This window comes from Amycolatopsis sp. NPDC049253 (assembly GCF_040678995.1).
Classification (GTDB): Bacteria; Actinomycetota; Actinomycetes; order Mycobacteriales; family Pseudonocardiaceae; genus Amycolatopsis.
The window spans coordinates 231,594-252,783 of sequence record NZ_JBFAQX010000006.1 but is presented as its reverse complement, the minus strand read 5'-3'; the positions used below and the strand labels follow the sequence as shown (position 1 = coordinate 252,783).

20 protein-coding genes and 1 riboswitch are annotated in these 21,190 nt (G+C 71.9%); of the genes, 7 read left to right on the top strand and 13 right to left on the bottom strand.

From position 1 onward, the window contains the following. Positions 1-101: 101 nt before the first annotated feature. A complete protein-coding gene (locus tag AB0K15_RS16935) occupies positions 102-1,499 on the bottom strand; it encodes a class II fumarate hydratase (protein WP_364050453.1) in 1,398 nt (465 codons plus the stop codon). A 137-nt stretch (positions 1,500-1,636) separates the two neighbouring features. Between AB0K15_RS16935 and AB0K15_RS16930 the strand changes: the two genes are divergently transcribed. Further along, positions 1,637-2,608: an NAD(P)/FAD-dependent oxidoreductase gene (locus tag AB0K15_RS16930; protein WP_364050450.1), complete on the top strand. Its 972-nt coding sequence runs from the start codon at positions 1,637-1,639 to the stop codon at positions 2,606-2,608. Between the two features lie 17 nt (positions 2,609-2,625). Here AB0K15_RS16930 and AB0K15_RS16925 read toward each other — a convergent pair whose 3' ends face one another. The 6 genes from AB0K15_RS16925 to AB0K15_RS16900 all read right to left on the bottom strand — a co-directional run bounded on the left by AB0K15_RS16925 (position 2,626) and on the right by AB0K15_RS16900 (position 7,204). Beyond that, positions 2,626-3,396 (bottom strand): serine protease, encoded by a 771-nt coding sequence (locus AB0K15_RS16925; protein ID WP_364050447.1) that lies wholly within the window; start codon positions 3,394-3,396, stop codon positions 2,626-2,628. A 31-nt stretch (positions 3,397-3,427) separates the two neighbouring features. Next, complete coding sequence (gene glpX / locus AB0K15_RS16920) at positions 3,428-4,483, bottom strand: class II fructose-bisphosphatase (RefSeq protein ID WP_364050444.1); 1,056 nt, start codon at positions 4,481-4,483, stop codon at positions 3,428-3,430. 88 nt (positions 4,484-4,571) lie between these two features. Further along, positions 4,572-4,802, bottom strand: coding sequence for an exodeoxyribonuclease VII small subunit (locus tag AB0K15_RS16915; RefSeq protein ID WP_220244087.1), 231 nt, complete (start codon positions 4,800-4,802; stop codon positions 4,572-4,574). A 73-nt stretch (positions 4,803-4,875) separates the two neighbouring features. Next, positions 4,876-5,319 carry a hypothetical protein gene (locus AB0K15_RS16910; protein WP_364050440.1) on the bottom strand — a complete coding sequence of 148 codons (444 nt, stop codon included), beginning with the start codon at positions 5,317-5,319 and terminating at the stop codon, positions 4,876-4,878. Continuing rightward, positions 5,316-6,569: an exodeoxyribonuclease VII large subunit gene (xseA, locus tag AB0K15_RS16905; RefSeq protein ID WP_364050437.1), complete on the bottom strand. Its 1,254-nt coding sequence runs from the start codon at positions 6,567-6,569 to the stop codon at positions 5,316-5,318. Before xseA ends, AB0K15_RS16910 begins: the two co-directional genes overlap by 4 nt. Further along, complete coding sequence (locus AB0K15_RS16900) at positions 6,566-7,204, bottom strand: lipid droplet-associated protein (RefSeq protein ID WP_364050434.1); 639 nt, start codon at positions 7,202-7,204, stop codon at positions 6,566-6,568. Before AB0K15_RS16900 ends, xseA begins: the two co-directional genes overlap by 4 nt. Before the next feature lie 151 nt (positions 7,205-7,355). Between AB0K15_RS16900 and AB0K15_RS16895 the strand changes: the two genes are divergently transcribed. Next, positions 7,356-8,366 carry a 4-hydroxy-3-methylbut-2-enyl diphosphate reductase gene (locus AB0K15_RS16895; protein ID WP_364050431.1) on the top strand — a complete coding sequence of 337 codons (1,011 nt, stop codon included), beginning with the start codon at positions 7,356-7,358 and terminating at the stop codon, positions 8,364-8,366. Between the two features lie 433 nt (positions 8,367-8,799). On the opposite strand, the gene AB0K15_RS16890 is transcribed toward AB0K15_RS16895, so the two are convergent. Further along, positions 8,800-9,711, bottom strand: coding sequence for a DUF6542 domain-containing protein (locus AB0K15_RS16890; RefSeq protein WP_364050428.1), 912 nt, complete (start codon positions 9,709-9,711; stop codon positions 8,800-8,802). A 945-nt stretch (positions 9,712-10,656) separates the two neighbouring features. Continuing rightward, positions 10,657-11,571: a DNA recombination protein RmuC gene (locus tag AB0K15_RS16885; RefSeq protein WP_285972587.1), complete on the bottom strand. Its 915-nt coding sequence runs from the start codon at positions 11,569-11,571 to the stop codon at positions 10,657-10,659. 248 nt (positions 11,572-11,819) lie between these two features. Between AB0K15_RS16885 and AB0K15_RS16880 the strand changes: the two genes are divergently transcribed. After that, positions 11,820-12,974 (top strand): exonuclease SbcCD subunit D C-terminal domain-containing protein, encoded by a 1,155-nt coding sequence (locus tag AB0K15_RS16880; RefSeq protein WP_364050425.1) that lies wholly within the window; start codon positions 11,820-11,822, stop codon positions 12,972-12,974. Beyond that, entirely contained in the window at positions 12,971-15,934 is a 2,964-nt protein-coding gene (locus tag AB0K15_RS16875; protein WP_364050422.1) for an SMC family ATPase, read from the top strand. Before AB0K15_RS16880 ends, AB0K15_RS16875 begins: the two co-directional genes overlap by 4 nt. A gap of 3 nt (positions 15,935-15,937) precedes the next feature. Here AB0K15_RS16875 and AB0K15_RS16870 read toward each other — a convergent pair whose 3' ends face one another. Continuing rightward, on the bottom strand, positions 15,938-16,438 hold the full coding sequence (locus AB0K15_RS16870) for a methylated-DNA--[protein]-cysteine S-methyltransferase (RefSeq protein WP_364050419.1): 501 nt from the start codon (positions 16,436-16,438) through the stop codon (positions 15,938-15,940). Continuing rightward, positions 16,435-17,865, bottom strand: coding sequence for an AlkA N-terminal domain-containing protein (locus AB0K15_RS16865; protein ID WP_364050416.1), 1,431 nt, complete (start codon positions 17,863-17,865; stop codon positions 16,435-16,437). Before AB0K15_RS16865 ends, AB0K15_RS16870 begins: the two co-directional genes overlap by 4 nt. A gap of 102 nt (positions 17,866-17,967) precedes the next feature. Here AB0K15_RS16865 and ychF point away from each other — a divergent pair, with 102 nt between their 5' ends. From ychF to AB0K15_RS16850, 3 genes are read left to right on the top strand one after another with little or no spacing between them, the layout of a single operon-like run. Continuing rightward, the gene (gene ychF / locus AB0K15_RS16860; RefSeq protein ID WP_364050413.1) at positions 17,968-19,050 is read left to right on the top strand and encodes a redox-regulated ATPase YchF; all 1,083 of its coding nucleotides are present in this window, start codon (positions 17,968-17,970) and stop codon (positions 19,048-19,050) included. Between the two features lie 28 nt (positions 19,051-19,078). Beyond that, a complete protein-coding gene (locus tag AB0K15_RS16855) occupies positions 19,079-19,225 on the top strand; it encodes a hypothetical protein (RefSeq protein WP_364050410.1) in 147 nt (48 codons plus the stop codon). After that, positions 19,225-19,542: a hypothetical protein gene (locus AB0K15_RS16850; protein ID WP_364050407.1), complete on the top strand. Its 318-nt coding sequence runs from the start codon at positions 19,225-19,227 to the stop codon at positions 19,540-19,542. Before AB0K15_RS16855 ends, AB0K15_RS16850 begins: the two co-directional genes overlap by 1 nt. Here the strand turns inward: AB0K15_RS16850 and AB0K15_RS16845 are convergent. Both AB0K15_RS16845 and AB0K15_RS16840 read right to left on the bottom strand, forming a co-directional pair. Beyond that, the gene (locus AB0K15_RS16845; protein ID WP_364050404.1) at positions 19,524-19,832 is read right to left on the bottom strand and encodes a hypothetical protein; all 309 of its coding nucleotides are present in this window, start codon (positions 19,830-19,832) and stop codon (positions 19,524-19,526) included. The two genes, AB0K15_RS16850 and AB0K15_RS16845, sit on opposite strands and share 19 nt — an antisense overlap. A gap of 904 nt (positions 19,833-20,736) precedes the next feature. Then, a complete protein-coding gene (locus tag AB0K15_RS16840) occupies positions 20,737-21,024 on the bottom strand; it encodes a 4a-hydroxytetrahydrobiopterin dehydratase (RefSeq protein WP_364050401.1) in 288 nt (95 codons plus the stop codon). A gap of 33 nt (positions 21,025-21,057) precedes the next feature. Then, a riboswitch (TPP riboswitch) is annotated at positions 21,058-21,172 on the top strand. Positions 21,173-21,190: the final 18 nt, after the last annotated feature.

Genomic DNA, 21,190 nt, shown 5'->3' with positions numbered 1-21,190 from the left:
TCGTCCACTTGCCGTGACCGGCCGGCGGGCGCGGCGAAACGGCGAACGGCCCGCTTCCGGAGGAGCCGGGAAGCGGGCCGTTCGCCGTCGTGAAAAGATCCCTACTTGCCGCCGCGCGCCATCCGCAGCACGTCGAGCGCCTCGTCCAGCTGAGCCTCGGTGAGCTTGCCGTCCTTGACGAAGCCGCGTTCGATGACGACCTCTCGGATGGTCTTGAGCTCCTTGAGCGCCTGCTTCGCGACTGCCGCCGCGGCTTCGTAGCCGATGTAGGAGTTCAGCGGCGTCACGATGGACGGCGAGCCCTCGGCGTACTGGCGCGCGCGGTCGACGTTCGCCGTGACCCCGGTGAAGACCTTGTCCGCCAGCAGCCGCGAGACGGCGGCCAGCAGGCGGGCCGACTCGAGGACGTTGCGGGCGATGACGGGCAGGTTCACGTTGAGCTGGAAGTTGCCCGCCGCGCCGGCGAAAGCGACGGCGGCGTCGTTGCCGACGACCTGGGCCACGACCTGCAGCGTCGCCTCCGGGATGACCGGGTTGACCTTGCCCGGCATGATCGAGGAGCCCGGCTGGAGGTCCGGCAGGGCCAGCTCGGCGAGGCCGGTGCGCGGGCCGGAACCGAGCCAGCGCAGGTCGTTCGCGATCTTGTTGAGGGACACGGCGACGGTGCGCAGGTGGCCGGACGTCTCGACCACGCTGTCCTGCGTCGCCTGCGCCTCGAAGTGGTTGCGGGCTTCCGTGAGCGGCAGGCCGGTGAGCGTGGCCAGCTCCGCGGCGACGGCCGCGCCGAAGCCGTCGGGGGCGTTGAGGCCGGAGCCGACGGCGGTGCCGCCGATGGGCAGCTCGCCCAGGCGCGGGATGCCGGACTGCAGACGCTCGATGCCGAAGCGGATCTGCGCGGCCCACGCGCCGGCTTCCTGGCCCAGCGTGATCGGCACGGCGTCCATCAGGTGCGTGCGGCCGGACTTCACGACGTCGGCCCACTCCTGCGCGCGCGCCTCGATGGCGCCGGCGAGGTGCTCCAGGGCCGGGATGACGTCGGTGAGCACGGCTTCCGTGGCGGCGACGTGGATGGTCGTCGGGAACGTGTCGTTGGACGACTGCGAGGCGTTCACGTGGTCGTTCGGGTGCACGTCGCGGCCGAGGGCGCGCGTGGCGAGCGTCGCGATGACCTCGTTGGCGTTCATGTTCGACGACGTGCCCGAGCCGGTCTGGAAGACGTCGATCGGGAACTGGTCGTCGTACTTGCCCTCGGCGACGCCGTCGGCGGCCGCGGCGATGGCCTCGGCGACGTCGGCGTCCAGCACGCCCAGCTTCTGGTTCACGCGCGCGGCGGCGGCCTTCAACAGGCCCAGCGCGCGGATCTGAGCGCGCTCGAGACCGCGGCCGGAGACGGGGAAGTTCTCCACGGCACGCTGCGTCTGCGCGCGGTAGAGCGCGTCGACCGGGACGCGGACCTCACCCATCGTGTCGTGTTCGATCCGGTATTCCTGTTCTGCCATACCCCCGATTCTGGCCCTGTTTCGCGCTTGCGGCGTGGTGGCGTCGCCCACCCCGATCCGGTATTCCACCCGGCTCATCGGACTAGGATGAGTGTGTTCTCGATCACCGCCAACCACCACTGGCTGGAGCGAGCTAAATGGACTATGACCTCGTGATCATCGGCGCTGGGCCCACCGGGCTGTTCGCCGCCTACTACGCGGGATTCCGCGGCCTTTCCATGGCCGTGGTCGATTCCCTGCCGGAGCCGGGCGGCCAGGTCACCGCGATGTACCCCGAGAAGATGATCTACGACGTGGGCGGCTTCGCGGCCGTCCGCGGCCGTGACCTGGTGCAGGGTCTCGTCGACCAGGCCGCGCCATGGCACCCGGCGTACCTGCTGGGCCGCAAGGCCGAGAAGCTGGAAACAGTGGGCGATCGCGTCGAGCTGACCCTCGACGGCGGCGACGTGCTGAGTGCCGGAGCCGTGCTGATCACGGCCGGCATCGGTGAGTTCACGCCCCGGCCGTTGCCCGCCGGCGACGGCTGGCTGGGCCGCGGGATGGTGCACTTCGTGCCGTCGCTGCAGGTCCACGCCGGGCAGCACGTGGTCGTGGTCGGCGGCGGCGATTCGGCGTTCGACTGGTGCCTGGCGCTGCACCCGGTGGCGGCCAGCGTGACGCTGGTGCACCGGCGGGGGAAGTTCCGCGCGGCCGAGTCGATCGTGCGCGAGGTGCGGGAGCTGGGCGTGCCACTGGTCATCGACGCCGAGGTGACGCGGTTCGTCGAGTCACCTTCGGGCGAGCTGGAGGGCGTCGAGGTGTCGGTGAAGGGCGGCGAGGACCTGACGCTGCCCGCCAACGCCGTGGTCGCCGCGCTGGGGTTCACGGCCGATCTGGGGCCGATCGAGAGCTGGGGCCTGGAGATCGACCACCGCGCCATCGCGGTCGACTCGACGATGGCGACGGCCCGCCCGCGCGTGTACGCGGCCGGGGACGTGGCCCACTACCCGGGCAAGGTGAAGCTGATCGCCACGGGCTTCGGCGAAGCGGCGACGGCGGTGAACAACATCGCGGTGGCGCTCGACCCGGAGGCGCACCTGTTCCCGGGCCACTCCAGCAACGCCGAGTGACTCGGCTGGTCTGGTGATCAGCCGGTCTTCGACGAGATCCACGGCGCGTACGCGACCACCGAGGTGTAGATCGACGGGGCCGTCGCGCACGTCGAGGAGCCGTTGCCGGGGCGGCTGGTCACACCGATGAGCGTCCAGTGGTCGCCGTCGCGGGTGAGCTCGGGGCCGCCCGAGTCGCCGTAGCAGGAGCCGGCCTTGCCGGCGGGGTTGTCGGTGCAGAGCTCGGCCGTGCCGTCGAAGGACGAGGTGCACTTGGCGCCCTCGACGAGGTGCGTGTCGAGCTGCTGCAACGTCGGCACGGGATCGCCGCAGCCCGGCGTGGCGCAGGTCTGGCCCCAGCCGAGCACGCGGGTCGCGGTGCCCGGCGCGGCGGCGGCTCCGACGGCGATCGGCGCCGTCTTCGCGGGCGCGGCGAGCCGGACGAGCGCGAGGTCACCCGTCTGCGTCGAGGCGTTGAAGTGCGGGTTGAGCACGATCTCGGCCGGCTGGGCCGTTTCGCCGCCGGACGCGCTTTCGTTGGTGCCCAAGCGGAACGTGAGCGTCGCCGGGTCCTTTCCGGACACGCAGTGGGCGGCGGTGACCACCCACGTGGGCGCGATCAGCGAGCCGGCGCAGAAGAGCGTGCCCGATTCGGTGTGCATCGACACCGTGAACGGGTAGGGCTCGTCGGCGCCGGTCCCGCCGACGATGGCCGGCCCGGCGGACGCGCCGCCGGCGGCGAGAGCCGTCGCGGTCAATGCCACTGCGGCGAACAACGTGAGCAGCAGCGCGAACAACCGCTTGGGCACCTGGCGACTCCTAGTGGTCCGGACGAGCGGGTCAGGGCAGGGGCGGGACGACGTCTTCGTCCTCGCGCACGTCGAGATTGCCGTCGAAGTTCACGGACGAGTAGGCCCGCAGCTTCTCCAGCCGGTGGTAACCGTCGATCATTCTGACGGTGCCGGACTTGGACCGCATCACGATCGACTGCGTGGTGGCGCCGCCGGCGCGGTAGTGCACGCCGCGTAGCAGGTCGCCGTCGGTGACGCCGGTGGCGCAGAAGAAGATGTTGTCGCCGCGCACGAGGTCGTCGTTGGTGAGCACGCGGTCGAGGTCGTGGCCCGCGGCCAGCGCCTTCTCGCGCTCGAGCTCGTCCTTCGGCCACAGCCGGCCCTGCAGCTCACCGCCGAGGCACTTCATCGCGCACGCGGCAATGATGCCCTCCGGCGTGCCGCCGATGCCGATCAACATGTCAACACCGGTCGTCGGGCGGGCCGCGGCGATGGCGCCGGCGACGTCGCCGTCGGAGATGAAGCGGATGCGCGCGCCCGCTTCCCTGATCTCCTTGATGATCTGCTCGTGGCGCGGCCGGTCGAGCACGCACACGGTCACGTCGCCCACGCTGGAGTTCTTGGCCTTCGCCACGCGGCGGATGTTCTCCGCGATCGGCGCGGCCAGGTCCACCTTGCCCGCGGCGTCCGGTCCGACGGCAAGCTTCTCCATGTAGAACACGGCCGACGGGTCGAACATCGCCCCGCGTTCGGCCACGGCCAGCACGGCCAAGGCGTTGGGCATGCCCTTGGCCATCAGGGTGGTGCCGTCGACGGGGTCGACCGCGACGTCGCAGTCGGGTCCGTCGCCGTTGCCCACCTCCTCGCCGTTGAACAGCATGGGGGCTTCGTCCTTCTCGCCCTCGCCGATCACGACCACGCCGCGCATCGAGACGGTGGAGACGAGCTGGCGCATCGCGTCGACGGCGGCTCCATCGCCCCCGATCTTGTCGCCGCGGCCGACCCAGCGGCCGGCGGCCATCGCCGCGGCCTCGGTCACGCGGACCAGCTCCATGGCGAGGTTGCGGTCGGGTGCTTCGCGACGTGGGTCACTGGCGGTGCTCATGCGGGCCTCCCGGATCGCGGAATTCGGCGGGAGAACAGTGTCTCAGATGATCGCGTCACCTGAACGATTCAGTCGCGCATGGTGCACATCACTGTGCGTCGTCGGAGTTCTCCACGGACGCCAACGCGGCCTCGATCCGCTCGCGCGCGCCCTCCAGGTGGCGTTCGCAGACCTTGGCGAGCTCCTCGCCCTTTTCCCACAACGCCAGCGACTGTTCCAGGCTGAGGCCGCCGGCTTCGAGTTCCCTGACCACCTCGACCAGCCGGTCGCGCGCCTGCTCGTAACCGAGTCCGGCGGTTTCGCTGCCTGCTTCGCTCACGCTCGACGCTCTCCGATGTTCCGATGCACAGGGCTGTCCGGGCACAGTACCGCGCCGGCGTCGCCCGGCGCTGTCACGACCGGTGATCGACCCGGTGCCGTCCGCCCGTTCGCGGGGGTGGCGGGGTCGGCGGCGGGGTGCGGGCCTGTTCGCGGCAGACGAGGGCGCTGGCCATCGCGTTGTCGTAGCCGACGAAGGCGAGGGCGAACTCCTGGCCGTCACCGTCCGCGATCGCGTCCTCGAGGGTTTCCTGGGCGTCCGCGACACGGCGGCGGTGGTCGGCGCCCTCGGCGAACCACCAGCGGGTGCCGACGTGGACGGACGTGGCCTCGGACAGGCGGCGCAACTGGGGGCCGAGCTGACGGCGGGCGGCGGTGCCGCACCCGGCGAGCAGGGCCGTCCAGCATTCGCTGGCGGCGCTGTCGGTGACGCGCGCCTGGTGGAGCAGGGCGCGGGCGTCGAGGCGGGCGGCGGCGTCGACGGTCAGGGGGAGGAACGCCGGTGCCCTGGTGGTCACGGCCCGTCTCCTTCCTCGCTGGACGCTGACTCCGCGACGGCGTGGATCGCCCCGTCGGCGACCCGCACGCGCAGGCGTGCGCCGTCCTCGATCTGGGAGACGGAGCGCAGCACCTGGAGGTTGCCTGAGTCGTCGGTGAATTGCACGACGGCGTAGCCGCGGGCCATCGTCGCGGCCGGGCCGAGGGCTGTCAGGCGGCCGCGCGCGCCGGCGATTTCGGCCTGGTCCTTGGCGAGCAGGCCGAGCATGGCGCGCCGGCCGCGTTCGCGGTGCACCTCGACGTCGTCGAGGCGGCGCTGGATCGGCCCGAGCGGGTCGGCGAGCGACGGGCGGCTGCGCAGCTGGGTGAGCAGTCGTGTCTGCGTGTCGACCCAGCCGTGGAGCGCGCGGCGGCCGCGGTCGCGCATCTGGCGGACGCGGGCGGTCTCCTCGCGGACGTCGGGCACGATGCGCTTGCTCGCGTCCGTCGGCGTGGAGCAGCGCAGGTCGGCGACGTGGTCCAGCAACGGCGTGTCCGGCTCGTGCCCGATGGCGCTCACCACCGGCGTGCCCGCGGCCGCGACGGCCCGGCACAGCGCCTCGTCGGAGAACGGCAGCAGGTCCTCCACGCTGCCGCCGCCGCGGGCGATCACGATCACGTCCACCTCCGGGTCTTTGTCCAATGTGGACAGAGCGCGGAGGATCTGCGGCACGGCCTGCGGGCCCTGCACGGCCGTGTTCACGACCTTGAACAGCACGTGCGGCCAGCGGGCCTGCGCGTTGACGAGCACGTCCCGCTCCGCCGCCGACGCTCGGCCGGTGATCAGGCCGATGCCTTGGGGCAGAAAGGGAATCGGGCGTTTGCGCTCGGGCGAGAACAGGCCTTCGGCCGCCAGCAGCTTGCGCAGCCGTTCGATGCGGGCGAGCAGCTCGCCGATGCCGACGGCGCGGATCTCGTCGGCACGCAGGCTGAGCGTGCCGCGGCCGAAGAAGAACGACGGCTTCGCGTGCACCACCACGCGGTCGCCTTCGCGCAGCGGCGTCGCGAGCTCGCGCACCAGCCACATCGGCGCGGTCACGGACATCGAGACGTCGGCCGACGGGTCGCGCAGCGTCAGGAACGCCGTCTGCGTGCCGGGGCGCGCGTTGATCTGCGTGACCTGGCCCTCCACCCACACGGCGCCGAGGCGGTGGATCCAGTCGCCGATCTTGCGGGCGACGGTGCGAACGGGCCAGGGGTTCTCGGCGCTGGTCGAGGGGTCGCTGCTCACTGGCCTTCCGCGTCGTCGCCCTGCCGGCTCGCTTCTTCTTCCGCCTTGCGCGCGTTGCCGATGCGCCGCGCGAGCATGCCGACGAACGACGCGCGGTCGGCGTTGGCCTTCTCGTAGTCGAGGATCTCCTCGAGCTGCGGCACGGTCAGGCGGCGCAGGCGGGCGCGCAGCTGGGGCAGGGTGAGGTCGTCGTAGCCGGCCAGGCCCGCAGGGCCGCCGGCGCTGTCGTTCTCGCCGTCGGCGTGGTCCTCGGCCAGCGCGCGCTCTTCCTGCGTCCACGGGTCTTCGGATTCGTCCGTGAGCCCCGGCAGGTTCGGGCGGTGGCCGTTGGCCCGCGGCTCGGGCAGGTCGTCGACGGGCACCAGCGTGGGACGCGTCGGAAGGTCGGGCTCGACGTCCTCGTCGAACGTCGCCCAGCTCGGGGTGTCCTCGACCGGACGCAGGCCGGACAGCGCGTCGTCGCCCTTGATCGCCAGCTCGGTGACGTGTTGCTGGACACGCATGGACAGCTGGAGGACCTGGCTGACGACGGTCACGGGCAGGCCCGTGATCTGCTTCGGGAGCTCACGAACCCGCTCGGCGGTGGTGACGGCGAGGCCCGCGGCGACCCGGAGGGGGAGCGGGAGTGGCTTCATGCCGTCTAGCGTGCCGTATCCGGGCCATCCTGCCCAACCGAACGGGTGGGTTGGGGCACAGGACGTGACTCCCGGCACAGCCCGGATGGCCGCCGACGTCATCCGAAAGAGGACTTCGAAGCCGGTACGGCACAGCCCGTACCCTGGGGGCATGACTTCTGCGAGTCCCGGAACCGAGCCCGCCGGTACCCCGACGATCTCCCAGTCCGGCGCCGCCAAACGCGTGTTGCTCGCGAAGCCGCGCGGCTACTGCGCCGGCGTGGACCGCGCGGTGATCGCCGTGGAGAAGGCGCTGGAGCTCTACGGCGCTCCCGTCTACGTGCGCAAGGAGATCGTCCACAACCGCCACGTCGTCGACACGCTGCGCGAACGCGGCGCGATCTTCGTGGACGAGACGTCGGAGGTGCCCGAGGGCGCTTTGGTCGTGTTCTCGGCCCACGGCGTTTCGCCCGCCGTGCACGCCGAGGCGGCCGACCGCAACCTCCGCACCATCGACGCGACCTGCCCGCTCGTGACGAAGGTGCACAAAGAGGTCAACCGCTTCGCCAAGGACGACTACGACATCCTGCTGATCGGCCACGAAGGCCACGAAGAGGTCGAGGGCACCGCGGGCGAGGCTCCCGACAAGGTGCAGCTCGTGGACAAGGCCGAGGACGTCGACAAGGTCGACGTGCGCGACCCGTCCAAGGTGATCTGGCTCTCCCAGACCACCCTTTCGGTCGACGAGACGATGGAACGCGTCGACCAGCTCCGCGAACGCTTCCCCGGCCTGGCGGACCCGCCCAGCGACGACATCTGCTACGCCACCACCAACCGCCAGGTTGCTGTGAAGGCCATGGCGCCGGAGTGCGACCTGGTGCTGGTGGTGGGCTCGACGAACTCCTCGAACTCCAAGCGCCTCGTCGAGGTCGCCCTCAAGGCGGGCGCGCGGGCGTCGTACCTCGTCGACTTCGCTTCGGAGGTCGACGAGGCCTGGCTTTCGGGCGTGTCGACGGTCGGGGTGACTTCGGGTGCCTCGGTGCCGGACGTCCTGGTGATGGACCTGCTGGCCTTTCTGGCCGACCGCGGCTACGGACAGGTCGACGAAGTGACGACGGCGAACGAGAAGATCGCGTTCGCGTTGCCGAAGGAACTTCGGAAGGCCGCCAAGTCGGAGTCCTGACGGGTTCTTGCCTTCGAGGCCGCGGCGGCCGCCGGATTTGTGGGCGGGCGCCGCGGCTTTTTCATGTGGCGATGCCGGTCAGCGGGGACGGCTGTGGTCTGGCTGTGGGTCGGGGCAGAGGTGGTGTGGGGCGGCTTCTCGTGGCTAGCGCGGTTCGACCCTGGACGGCGTTTGAGTCGAGGAGGCTGTGGTTCGGCTGCGCCCGAGGCTGTGGGTTTGCGCCGGGTTTGCGTGGAGCGGGCCTGCTTCGCGTGGCTGCTCCAGCTTGAGCCGGGTGGGTGCCCTAGTCGCTGGGTCGTGGATCGAGGGTTAGGCGTTGGTCGCCGGTGGACTCTCGTGGGGCTGGGATGCACGAAGGCCGCCGATCCGGGTTGGATCGGCGGCCTTCGGTGTGGTCCGGGTGTTGAGCCGCGGCGGTCGACGACGTCGGGTATCAGGACTCGTCGTCCCAGGGGCGCGGGCGGCGCGGCGGTTCGCGGCGTGGGGGGCGCGGGCGGCCGGGCGGGGGTTCGTCCGCGCGGGGGCGACGGCGGGGCGGGGGCGCGTCGCCGCGGGGGTCGCGGGGGTCGCGGCGACGGGGGTCGCCCTCGGGTGGGCGGGGGCGGCGCCCGTCAGGCGGGGGCTTGCGCGCGCCGCGGGGGGCGGGGTCGCCGGGTTCGCGGCGGGGGCGGGCGCCGGGGTCGGCGGGGGGCCGGGGGCGGCGCGGGGGCGGACCGTCGAGGTCGCGGTCGCGCGGCGGGCGGCGCGCGCCGGCGGGCGGCGGGGCCTGGCCGGCGCCGGCGGGGCGACCCGAGCCCGGCGGACGTGTGCGCGGGCGGGCGGGCGGCTCGTCGCCGTCTCCGCGGTCGCGGGGCGGCCTGCCGTCCTTGACCTTCACGGCGGCGTCGGGGTCGCGTTCGCGGAAGATGCGGAAGAACCCGAACAGCAGCGTGACGCCGGTGGTGATCGCCATCGTCGGGAAGCCGTTGATCAGCGGCGTGCCGATGTTGAGCAGCTTCGACAGGGTGTCGCTGCCCGAGCCGGACCCGCCGGTCACGAGCACCACACCGGGCACTGTGACGGCCAGCACCAGCGGCGGCTGCACCATCGGTCCGAACAGAGCGCGTCTCTGCACCGCGCCCACCGCGAGCACGGCACCCAGGAAGTAGCCCGCCTTGAAAATGAAGTCGAGGCTGCCCTTGGTCTTCTCGTCGATGATGGCGCCCAGCACGGCCAGGCCGAAGCCCACGAGGACAGCCGCCCACCAAGGCAGGCCGCGCCTCTCGCCGACGACGAGACGCTCGTCCCAGGGCACGGTGGCGTCTTCGGCATCAGGATCGCTCTGGCGATCGCGTATCGCGGTCACGAGGCAACACCGTAGCCGTTACTTGTCACGATCTTGCTGCCACTGTCGAAGACCGCCCTGACCAGCCACCCGGCAGCGTGACGTGAGTTGCCGGCGGCCGGAACACGTGGTGTCCCGCGGCCCGTCGCGCCGCGCATCGCGCCCGGCCTTTGGTCTGGTCACCTGACCTGCGGATACAGGCCGGTGGTCTGGTCCGGCCGGCCATCCCGGCTCCGCCCGGACGCGAATCGCCGCTCGCCGCCTCGGGCGCGGCGGTCGTCGACGCGGAACGTTCCCGCTCCCCGGAAACCTCACAGCGACGGAACCAAACCCCGGGCAGCGCACATGCCCCATCGACCCCAACCGGCCACGACCGGCACGCACCGTGACGCGCCGTGCGGCCTCGGCCGTTGACCGCTCGACTGCCGCGATCAGGGCCACGCCGGACACCGCTTCCGCTGCCTCGGCTTGCCGCCGACGCGGCGCGCGCTGTTCGCACCTCCGACGCTGGCGACGGGCTGCCTCGGCGTGCCGCCGGCTCGGCGCGCTGTTCGCCGTCCGACGCCGGCGCGATCACCAGGGCATCAGACCTTCGGCCACCCGACTGGCAGCGGCTATCCGGCGAAGGGTTGGAAAAGCGCAGTCCTCACCTTGTCGTTGACTCGGTTCCCTTCTGCACCTCCTGTACCGGCGACGAGGTGCCGCCGCGACGGGCCGCACGGATTCGCCCGCCAGGACCGCACACCGCCACCCACGCGCACCAGGCGTCGCCCGGCGAGCACCGAGCAGAAGCCGGCCTCGCCTTGCCACCGGCTTGGCGCCCGTCAAACGTCCGGTCTGCCCATCCGTCACCCTGCCGACCGCGTCGCCCAGGCGCCTGCCGCAGGTCGGGCGAGCCCAGCCGTCCGCTGCCGCGGCCCGTCGCCTCCCGCCGAAGGCCCGGCATAGGCCGCGAACGAGCTCGCCTCAGCTGGCCGCCAACTCGTCCCCCTTCCGTACCTCCGGCACCGGCGATGGGCTCCCCGACGCGTCCGTCAGGGGTGCCACCGTCGCGCGGAAGCTCTCCAGCGCCTCCAGTTCGCGCCGTCGCGCGGACAGGAACCGCTGCAGGTGGGTGCTGGTCAGGTTCAGCGCCTCGACCGCGTTCCCCGCCGAACGGTGCGCGGCTGCCGCCCCGGCCCGGACCTGCTCGACGTCCTCCACCAGCGCCCGGTCGCTCGCCGCGAACAGGGCGGCCGACGCCAGCACCCCGAACCCCGTCGGTCCACACAGGAACACCCGGCGGTCGATCAGCCAGCGCAGCAGTTCCGGATCGGTGTCGAGCGCGGCGACCACCGCCGCGTCGGACGGGACGAACATGATCGTGCCGTAGATCGCGTCGGCCCAGCGCTGGTAGCCCTTGCCGGCGAGCTCGGCCGCGCGGGAACGGATCTGGCGCACGTGGGCGCGCAACGCGTCGAGCCGTTCCTCGGGATCGTCGGTCTCCACGGCTTCGGCCCAGATCGCCATGCTGGCCTTGGCGTCGACGGGCACCGTGCGGCCGCCGCCCACCCGCAGCACCATGTCCGGCTTCACGCTGCCGCCGCCGGCCAGGTCGGTCTGCAGCGTGAAGTGCAGTTCTTCGCGCAACCCCAACGCGCGCGCGGTCTCGACCAGCACCTGCTCACCGAGCTCACCCCGGCCGCTGATGGACGCGAACGCCACCTCGTACCGCCGCAACGCCAGCTGCTGTTGGTCGTTCTTCGCGCGCTCGGCCGCCACGAGCCGCGCCGCCGCGTCGGCCCGGCGCATCCCGTCGCCGTAGAGCCGCCACAGCAGCGCGACCGCGACGCACAGGAGCAGCGCGAGCACGACGGCCGCGGTCGTGATCACCGTCTCCACCCGAGTCTCCTTCCCTGCTCGATCAACCGGACCAGTCGGAACGGCCGGTGCCGATCGACGCGGACATCATGGCGGACCGCACCGACAAAAACCGGCTCGCTCGGTCGCGCTGTGTAGCTGACCAGCGCGTTCACCGGTCCGGCGGTCGGCGTGTCCACCGGGACCCTGATAGGGTTCGTACACACGTTCGAGTGGCTCTCCGGCGAGTCTCCGCGGTTTCGTCGTGATCGCCTCTTACCGTGGTTGCCGTGAGACTCCTCCACACCTCCGACTGGCACGTCGGCCGCACGTTCCACGGCGCCGACCTGCTCGCCGAGCAGGAGGCCGTCCTCACCCACCTCGCCGAGCTCGTGACGAGCGAGCGCGTCGACGTTGTGGTGGTGGCAGGCGACATCTACGACCGCGCGGTCCCTTCGGCCGAAGCGGTCCGAGTCGCGACCAAGGCCATGAGCCGCATCCGCCAGGCCGGCGCGCAGCTCGTGATCACGCCCGGCAACCACGACTCCGCGGCGCGGCTGGGCGCCTTCGCGGATTTCGCGGCCGCCGGCGGTCTGCACCTGCGTGCCACCATCGCGGGCCTCGCCGAACCGGTGCTGCTGAACGACGAACACGGTGACGTCGCGATCTACGGCATCCCGTACCTCGAACCCGAGCCGTCACGGCACGCCCTCGGTGTGCCCGAAGCGCGCGGACACACCGGCGTGCTCACCGAAGCCATGCGCCGCGTCCGCGAAGACCTTGCCACGCGGGCGAAAACGCGGTCGGTGGTCCTGGCCCACGCGTTCGTCACGGGCGGCTCGAGCAGTGAATCCGAACGCACCATCGCCGTCGGCGGCGTCGAGCAGGTTCCCGGTGACGCTTTCGACGGCGTCGACTACGTGGCACTCGGCCACCTCCACGGCCCGCAGACCCTCGCCGAGCACCTCCGCTACTCGGGCAGCCCGCTGGCGTACTCGTTTTCCGAAGCGCGCCAACGGAAATCGGTGTGGCTCGTCGACCTCGACGCGGCCGGGCTCGCCGAGGTCCGCCGCCACGAACTGCCCGTGCCGCGCCCGCTCGCGACGCTGCGCGGCGAGCTGCAGGAGCTGCTGGCCGCGCCGGAACACGAGGAATGGCGCGACCACTTCCTCTCGGTCACGGTCACCGACCGCGTGCGCCCGGTCGACGGGATGCGCCGCCTGCGCGAGCGGTTCCCGTACGCCGTGCACCTCGACTGGGAGCCCGAAGGCGGGCTCGCCGGCGCGCAGCTGAGGTACGCCGACGCCGTCCGCGGGCGCACCGACATCGAGATCGCCCGCAGCTTCCTCGACGACTGCCGCGGCGCGCTCCCCACGGAAACCGAGGAACGGCTGGTCTTCCTCGCGCTCGAAGCGGCCAACCGGGCGGCGGTGGCGAAACTGTGAGGCTGCACCTGCTGGAGGTCGAGGCGTTCGGTCCGTACGCGGGCCGCGAGGTGGTCGATTTCGACGCGCTCGGCGCCGACGGCCTCTTCCTCCTGCACGGCGACACCGGCGCCGGCAAGACCACGCTGCTCGACGCCATCGCGTTCGCGCTGTTCGGCGTGGTCCCGGGCGCGCGCGGTGACGTGAAGCGGCTGCGGTGCGACGTCGCCGCGCCCGAGCAGCTCACCGAGGTCGTGCTGGAGCTGACGGTGCAGCGCCAGCGGCTGCGGATCGTGCGCAGCCCGGAGTACCAGCGCGCCAAGAAACGCGGCGACGGGTTCACCACGCAGCAGGCGAAGGTGTCGCTGAGCTGGGTCGGCGAGCCACCGGCCGGGCTGCCGCCCGACGGGATCATCCGGATCGACGAGGTCGCGCGCACCGTCGAACGGCTGCTCGGGATGACGGCCGCGCAGTTCTTCCAGGTCGTGCTGTTGCCACAGGGAGAGTTCGCGAAGTTCCTGCGCTCAGACACCACCGAGCGCGAGAAGCTGCTGGAGCGCCTCTTCGGGACCGAGCGGTTCTCCGACGTCGAGCGCTGGTTCGCCGACCTGCGCGCCGAACGTGGGCGGGCGCTGGAAAAACGGCAGCAGGAGCTGCGGGAGCTCGTCGCGCGCTACGCCCAGGAAGCACAGCAGGAGCCGCCGGAGGAAGACCGGGCGGAGTGGGTCGACGCCGTGCTCGCGGAGGTCACCGCCCGCGCGGAGGCGGCGGAAACCGAAGCGGCGCAAGCACGTTCGGCCGCGACCAAGGCCGAGACCACGCTGCGGGAAGCCGAGGAGGACGCCGACCGCATCCGCCGCGTCCGCACCGCGCACACACGGCTCGCGCAGATCGCCGAGACCGCGGGCGAACGTGCGGAGTGGACCGAGGAGATCGCGGCCGCGCGGCGGGCGTCGGCGGTGGTGCCCGAGGTCGAGCTGCTGGAGCGGCGGGCGTCCGAGCTGGGTGATGCGCAGCTCGCGGAGGCCGACCACACGCGCGCCTTGGGCGAGCTGGGTTTCGACTCTGTCGGTCTCGCCTCGGCGGACCTGCGCGAGCGCGCCGGATCGCTGCGCGAGGAGGCGGGCGCGCTCGCCGAGCTGGTCGCGGAGGCCGAGCAGCAACGCGTCGACACCGAGCGGCGCGACGAGCGGAAGACCGCGGCCGGTGCGGCGGCCGAGCGCGTCACCGAGCTGAAGACGCGGCTGGCGGAGCTGCCGGAGCGGCTCACGGCGGTGCGGGGCGATGCGGTGTCGGCGGCGGAAGCGGCGGCGAAGCTGGATGGCGCGAAGGCCCGCGTCGACGAGCTCACCACCTTCGCGCGTGCGGCCGCGGAGCTGCCGGAGGCCGTCGCGAAAGTCGGGCGCGGTGAGGCGAAGCTGCGCGAGGTCGTGGACGCGCATCAGGCGGCTCGTCAGCATCGGCTCGATCTGCGGGAACGTCGGCTGGAAGGCATGGCCGCCGAGCTGGCCGTGGGCCTGGCCGACGGCGCGTCGTGCCCGGTGTGCGGGTCGGCGGAGCACCCGGCGCCGGCGCGGCACGGGGCTGAGCTCGTGGACCCTGAGGAGGAACGGGCCGCGGAGGAGTCGGAGCAGAAGGCCGGCGCCCTGCGGCAACGCGTGGTGTCCGCGCTGGAGGAGGCGAAGGCGCGGCTGGACGCGTTGCGCGAGCGGCTGGGTGAGCGGACGGCCGAGTCCGTGGCCGCGGAGCTGACGGAGGCTCGAGCCGCCGTGGGCACGCTCTCCGAGCAGGCCGCGCGGAAGGACCAGCTCGCCCGGCAGGTCGTCAAGCTGGAGCAGGAAGCCGACCAGCTCGCGGAGCAACGGCGCCGGGCGGACCAGGCCGTCACGGAGGCACAGGCCGAGGTCCGTGCGCTGGAGGAACGGCTGGCCGAACGCTCGAAGCGGCTGCTCGAAGGGCGGGGCGAGTTCCCCGACGTCGCCGTGCGCCGGCGGCACCTGCTCACCTTGGCGGGCGCGTTGGATTCCGTCGCGGAGGCGCGCACGGCCGTGGGCGGTGCGGAGTCCCGCCTCGCCGAGCAACACGGCCTGGTCGAAATCTCCCTGCACGCCAAGGGTTTCGCCACGCTGGAGGAGATGCGTGGCGCGGTCCGTTCCGACGAGCAGGTCACGAAGCTCGAACAAGGCCTCGCCGAAGCCGAGGCGACGGCCGCGGGGGCACGGGAGCTGCTGGCGCAGCCCGAGCTGTTCGGCATCTCACCCGAAGACGTCGTCGAGGTCGCGCCACTGGCCGAAGTGGCGAAGGCCGCGCGCGAGCGGGCGGAGACGGCGTTCGCGGCGCTGAAATCCATCGCGGCGCAGCACGGCGAGCTGAAGAAGCTGGCCGCGCGGATGGGCAAGGCGCTCGCGGAATTCGCGCCCGTCGAGGCCGAGTACAACGAGCTGCGCGCACTGTCCGAAGTGGTCAATGGCCGCGGCCAGAACTCGCGCAAGATGTCGCTGCGGTCGTACGTGCTCGCAGCCCGGCTGGAAGAGGTCGCGCTCGCGGCCACCGCTCGCCTGCGCACCATGAGCCAGGGCCGCTACTCCTTCGTGCACTCCGACGCGGCCGGCGCGCGCGGCACCCGCGGCGGCCTCGGCCTCGACGTGCTCGACGACTACTCCGGGGCCGTCCGCCCCGCGAAAACCCTGTCGGGCGGCGAATCGTTTCTCGCGTCGCTCTCGCTGGCGCTCGGCCTGGCCGACGTCGTCGCCGGCGAAACCGGCGGTGCGCTGCTCGACACCCTGTTCGTCGACGAGGGTTTCGGCACCCTCGATGCCGAAACCCTCGACGTCGTGATGAACATCCTCGACGAGCTCCGCGCCGGCGGCCGGGTCGTCGGCCTCGTCTCGCACGTCGAAGAACTCCGCCAGCGCATCCCGACCCGCCTGCGCGTGCACAAGTCCCGCACCGGTTCACGGATCGAGCTCCGCACGGCGTAAGGCTCAGGCGGCCTCGTGCGTCAGCAGCCAGCGCTTCGCGTCCGTGCCCCAGCGGAAGTTGCCGACCGCGCCGCCGGTGCGGACGACGCGGTGGCAGGGCACGAAGAGGGCGGCGGCGTTGCGGGCGCAGACCGACGCGGCGGCGCGGACGGCCGTGGGGCTGCCCGAGAGCGTGGCGTACTCGGCGTAGCTCACCGGGCTGCCCGGCGGGACCTTGCGCAGCATGTCCCACGCGTGCTGGCGGAAGGCGCCGGAGCGTTGGCGCACCTCGATGTCGTCGACGGCGTCCAGCTCACCCGCGTGGTAGCGGCGCACGGCGGCCGTGACGGGGCCCAGGTCGCGGCGCCGGGTGAGCGTCGTCGGGGCCAGCGACGGGGAGATGAGCGGGGTCAGCTCGGCGACGTCGGCGGTCCAGCCGGAGGCGAGGACGGCGCCGTCGCCGGCCACCACGGCGGTGAAGGGGCCGATCTTGGTGTCCACAGTGGACCAGAAGGCGGTGCTCACGAGAGGTTCTCCTCGGGGTCGAAGGTCTGCAGGTAACGGGTGGCGTACGAGCTCCACGGCCGCCAGCCGGGGGCCGCGCCGGACAGGTCGAGGCCGAGCGCGGCGGCGGAGCGGCGCACGGCGGGATCGGTGCCGAGCAGGACGTCGGGGGCACCGAGCACGCGCATCAGGACGTAGTCGGCGTCGATGCCGAACGAGAGCAGCTCCGCCCGCAGCTCACCCGGGTCCCGGCCGACGTGTGGGTCGAGGCTGCCGTCCGCCAATGCCGCGGCGACCGTCTTGACGTGCGGTTGCACGTCGGCGGCGGCCACCACGCCGGGTTCCGGGAACAGCGTGGTCAGGGTGTCCATCGGCGGCTCGCCGGGCGGCACCCGGGGGCCGAGCGCGGCGACGGAGGCGGCGGCCGAGCCGAGCACGGTGCGCAGGACCAGCTCCGGCCCGTCGACCGCACCGGGCACGCGCAGCCCCGGCACCTTCGTGACCAGCGGCGCGAGCACCGGATCCGCGCCGAGGACGCGCGCGACGGCCTCGGGATCCGCGTCGAGGTCGAGCAGCCGCCGGACGCGGGAGACCGCGCTGCCGAGGTCGCGCAGGTCGGTCAGCGCGAGATCGCACCGGACGTGATCCGGTTGCGGCGACAGCCAGACCAGGCCGGGGCCGTGGGACAGCCGCAGCGTGCGGCCGTAGCCGGTGATGCCCTCGGCGCTCTCCTCGACGGCTTCGACCCCCGGTAACACGCGCGAGGCGTGGTAACGCAGCACGCCCTGCGCGTCGAACGGCGCGCGGAACGGCAGGCGCAGGCTCAGCCGCGTCGAGCCGGTGGGTTCGGCGCGGCGGCCGCGACGCAGTGAAGCCGCGCGAAGCTGCGAAGGCGTCGTCGCGAAGACCTCGCGGATCGTCTCGTTGAACTGCCGGATGCTGGAGAAGCCGGCGGCGAACGCGACGTCGGTGAGGGGCAGCGCGGAGAGCTCGATCAGCAGCCGCGCGGAGTGCGCGCGGTGGGCGCGGGCGAGCGCGAGGGGACCGGCGCCCAACTCGGTGGTGAGGACGCGGCCGAGCTGGCGTTCCGAGTAGCCGAGCCGCCGCGCCAGGCCGGGCACGCCTTCGCGCTCGACCAAGCCGTCGGAGATCAGGCGCATGGCGCGGGCGGCCAGGTCGGCGCGGACGTTCCAGTCGGGCGAACCCGGCACGGCGTCGGGCAGGCAGCGCCGGCACGCGCGGAAGCCGCTCGCCTGGGCGGCGGCCGACGTGGGGAAGAACCGCACGTTCTGAGCCTTCGGCGTGATCGCCGGGCAGGACGGGCGGCAGTAGATGCCGGTGGTGCGCACGGCCATGATGAACTGGCCGTCGAACCGCTGGTCGCGGGCGGTGACGGCCCGGTAGCAGCGCTCGGTGTCGCGCCAGAGGGGCGCGGTCTGGGTGGCCATGAGGTCGATGGTGCCAGCAGGTCGCGGGCTTGACTGGCGGGAATCCGACACGGCGTTACCGGGTCGGCCGGGGCGTTTGCCGGGCACGTAGACTCAACGGTCGTGAGTCTGACCCTCGGTATCGTCGGCCTGCCCAACGTCGGCAAGTCCACCCTGTTCAACGCGCTGACGCGCAACGACGTGCTCGCCGCGAACTACCCGTTCGCGACGATCGAGCCCAACGTCGGCGTCGTCCCGCTGCCGGACCCGCGGCTCGACAAGCTGGCGGAGATGTACAGCTCGGAGAAGATCGTGCCGGCTGTCGTGTCCTTTGTGGACATTGCGGGCATCGTGAAGGGCGCGTCCGAGGGTGCCGGGCTGGGCAACAAGTTCCTCGCGAACATCCGCGAGGCCAACGCGATCTGCCAGGTCATCCGCGTGTTCGACGACCCGGATGTGGTCCACGTCGACGGCCGGATCGACCCGTCGAGCGACATCGAGACCATCAACACCGAGCTGATCCTCGCCGACCTGCAGACGCTCGACAAGGCCCTGCCGCGCCTTGAGAAGGAGGCGCGCACCAAGAAGGAAGCGCGCCCGGCGCTGGAGAACGCCCAGCGCGCCAAGGAAATCCTCGACGCGGGCCGCACGCTGTTCCAGGCGCAGAAGGAAGTGGACTTCGAGTCGCTGCGCGAGCTGAGTCTGCTGACGACGAAGCCGTTCCTGTACGTCTTCAACGCCGACGAGGGCGTGCTCACGGATTCCGACCGGCGCGAGGAGCTGGAGAAGCTCGTCGCCCCCGCCGACGCCGTCTTCCTCGACGCGAAGGTCGAATCCGAGCTGCTGGAACTTGACGACGAGGAGTCCGTGCGCGAGCTGCTGGAGTCCGTCGGCCAGGCCGAGCCGGGCCTCAACGCCCTCGCCCGCGCCGGCTTCCACACCCTCGGCCTGCAGACCTACCTCACCGCGGGCCCGAAGGAATCGCGCGCCTGGACGATCCCCCAGGGCGCCACCGCCCCCCAAGCCGCGGGCGTCATCCACACGGACTTCGAGCGCGGCTTCATCAAGGCGGAGATCGTGTCGTACACCGACCTGATGGAGGCCGGCTCGATGGCCGCCGCGCGCGCCGCGGGGAAGGTGCGCATGGAGGGCAAGGACTACCTGATGGCGGACGGGGATGTGGTGGAGTTCCGGTTCAACGTCTGAGCCTTGCTTGCGGTCAAAGCCCGGGCGGGTGACCGACGAACCGAAGGCGGTGGCCGCCGGGCACACGCTGCTGGTTCGGCAGTGGAATTTTCTCGCGGACGGCGAGGCCAGATTGCACGACTCGTTCTCGGAGTTCCCCGAAGCGGGGCGGCTGGCGCGCTCTGGGCTGTCTTAGTGATCCCCGAACTGGAGACGGCCCTTGCCGAGCACCGCGCGGCGCCGTTCCCCGCTCCCGACGTCGTGCGGGGCCGGGACTACGGCTCGGTGTGCGCCGTGATGATCGACGCCAACATCTTCGCGCTGTCGGAGCGGGTGTCTCGCGGAGAATTGCTCGCGGATGACCGCTGGAACTGGCTCGCGGATTGCGAGGCGAGACTGCAGGACTCGCTCGCCGAGTTTCCCGTAGCAGGGCGGCCGTACTACGCACGGCTCCTGCGGATTGCCGAACTCGCGTTCCAGCGCATGGAAGAGCTTCAGAACAACGTCAGCTGACCCTCGGGCGGGCGGGTCCGCGCGATGATGGCGTCGCAGCGGTGGCAGGTCACGGCTTCGTCCGTCGGGTTCAGGCCGCGGTAGTCCCACCCGTTGAGGCCCGTGCCGCAGGCGGGCAGCCATTCGTCGGTGACGAGGTGGACCGTGCCGGTGGGCGTGCGGCCGTGGACACGGGTCGTGCTCGGCGGCGCTGCCGGCCGGTGGTGCCTGAGGCGACGCTGGAACGCCGCGAGCGGTTCGCGCCGCCGGGGCAGGGCGAACAACGCCGGTGGATCATCCTCCGGAGTCATGATCACCACGATCGCAGGCTCTCGTGGTGATCGTCTACCGCCAACCCGGGGTTGCACCACGAACACAGCTTCAGCATTCGTGCTTCGGCAGCATGCCCTGTTCGCACAGCCACTCGCGCTGGGTTTCGCCGGAGGTTTTGCCGCGGCCGGGGCCGCCGGGGTCGAGGTAGCCCTGGTATTCCTTGCAACTCGGGTTGAACTTGCGTGCGTTGACGGCTCGTTGGCCGCAGCCGGGGCGGGTGTCGCGGATCCGGGGTTTGGGTGACGTCCGGGTGGTCCGCGGCGTGGAGGCCGACGTGGTCGTGGTCGCCGGAGTCGTCGTCGACAGAGGGGTCGACGTCGGTGAAGGCGGTGGCGAGGTCGGCGAAACCGGAGCGGCAGGGGCCGCCGAGGTCGGTACGGGTGGCGGGGGCGGGTCAGGTTGCGCGCAGGACGCGGCAGCCAGGCACAGCACGGCTGCCGCGGACGCGACGGAACAACGGTTCATGCCGAGTCGTCGGCATCGAACCGTCCGGTGTTGCGAAGGGTGAAAAGAACGCTCAGCCGAGCAGGCCGAGCACCACCAGCGCCGCCAGTGTGAACGCCGTGGTGAACAGGGTGATCCAGGCGCGCTGGGTGGCCGAGAGGGTGGTGGGCGAGTGGTTCATCGCGTGTCCTAGCGGGGGCGGGGCGGGCGGATTCCGCTGGGATAGCGCGCTGATCAAGGGTGGTGTTACGGCCTGTGGTCGAGATCACGGTGGGCGCGGAAAGTGCGCCACAGGACCGCGCCGGCGACGGCGACTATCAGGGTGAACGAGACAGTGCCGACGACGATTGCCTGGGTCATGGAAAGGGGTCCCTCCTCGTGGAACGTACGAAGGGGGGACGTGTCAGCGCGCGGAAGGTGTCGCGACAGTAGGGCGCGTCACACGGTGAGCGCGGCGTCGATCTGAGCGGCGAGGGCGAAGTCCTTCGAGGTGAGGCCGCCTTCCGAATGGGTGGAGAGGTGGAAGGTCACCGTGCGCCAGCGGATGTCGATGTCCGGGTGGTGGTCGGCGGCCTCGGCGAGTTCGGCGACGCGGACGACGTAGGCCACGGCGTTCGGGAAGGAAGACAGGGTCACCGAACGGGTGATCGTGGCGCCGTCGCGCTGCCAGTCGGGCACGGTGGCCAGGGCGGACGAGATCTCGGAATCGTTCAGTAGTTGCGCCATGTGTCCAATGGTGAACCCGTTTGGGCTACGCTGCACGGTTGCCACGGGAGTCCGGTGCAGCCGGGCTGAGAGGCGGGCGGTAAAGCCCGCGACCGTTCGCACCTGATTCCGGATCATGCCGGCGCAGGGAGGGCTGCTCTCCCCGCATCCGGCGCAAGGAGGGCAG

Bases quoted from the DNA above. Each gene is read 5' to 3' on its own strand.
- AB0K15_RS16845 (WP_364050404.1), bottom strand. From the start codon at position 19,832: ATGACTCCGGAGGATGATCCACCGGCGTTGTTCGCCCTGCCCCGGCGG.
- AB0K15_RS16865 (WP_364050416.1), bottom strand. From the start codon at position 17,865: ATGGCCACCCAGACCGCGCCCCTCTGGCGCGACACCGAGCGCTGCTAC.
- AB0K15_RS16935 (WP_364050453.1), bottom strand. From the start codon at position 1,499: ATGGCAGAACAGGAATACCGGATCGAACACGACACGATGGGTGAGGTC.
- glpX (WP_364050444.1), bottom strand. From the start codon at position 4,483: ATGAGCACCGCCAGTGACCCACGTCGCGAAGCACCCGACCGCAACCTC.
- AB0K15_RS16840 (WP_364050401.1), bottom strand. From the start codon at position 21,024: ATGGCGCAACTACTGAACGATTCCGAGATCTCGTCCGCCCTGGCCACC.
- AB0K15_RS16895 (WP_364050431.1), top strand. From the start codon at position 7,356: ATGACTTCTGCGAGTCCCGGAACCGAGCCCGCCGGTACCCCGACGATC.
- AB0K15_RS16930 (WP_364050450.1), top strand. From the start codon at position 1,637: ATGGACTATGACCTCGTGATCATCGGCGCTGGGCCCACCGGGCTGTTC.
- AB0K15_RS16900 (WP_364050434.1), bottom strand. From the start codon at position 7,204: ATGAAGCCACTCCCGCTCCCCCTCCGGGTCGCCGCGGGCCTCGCCGTC.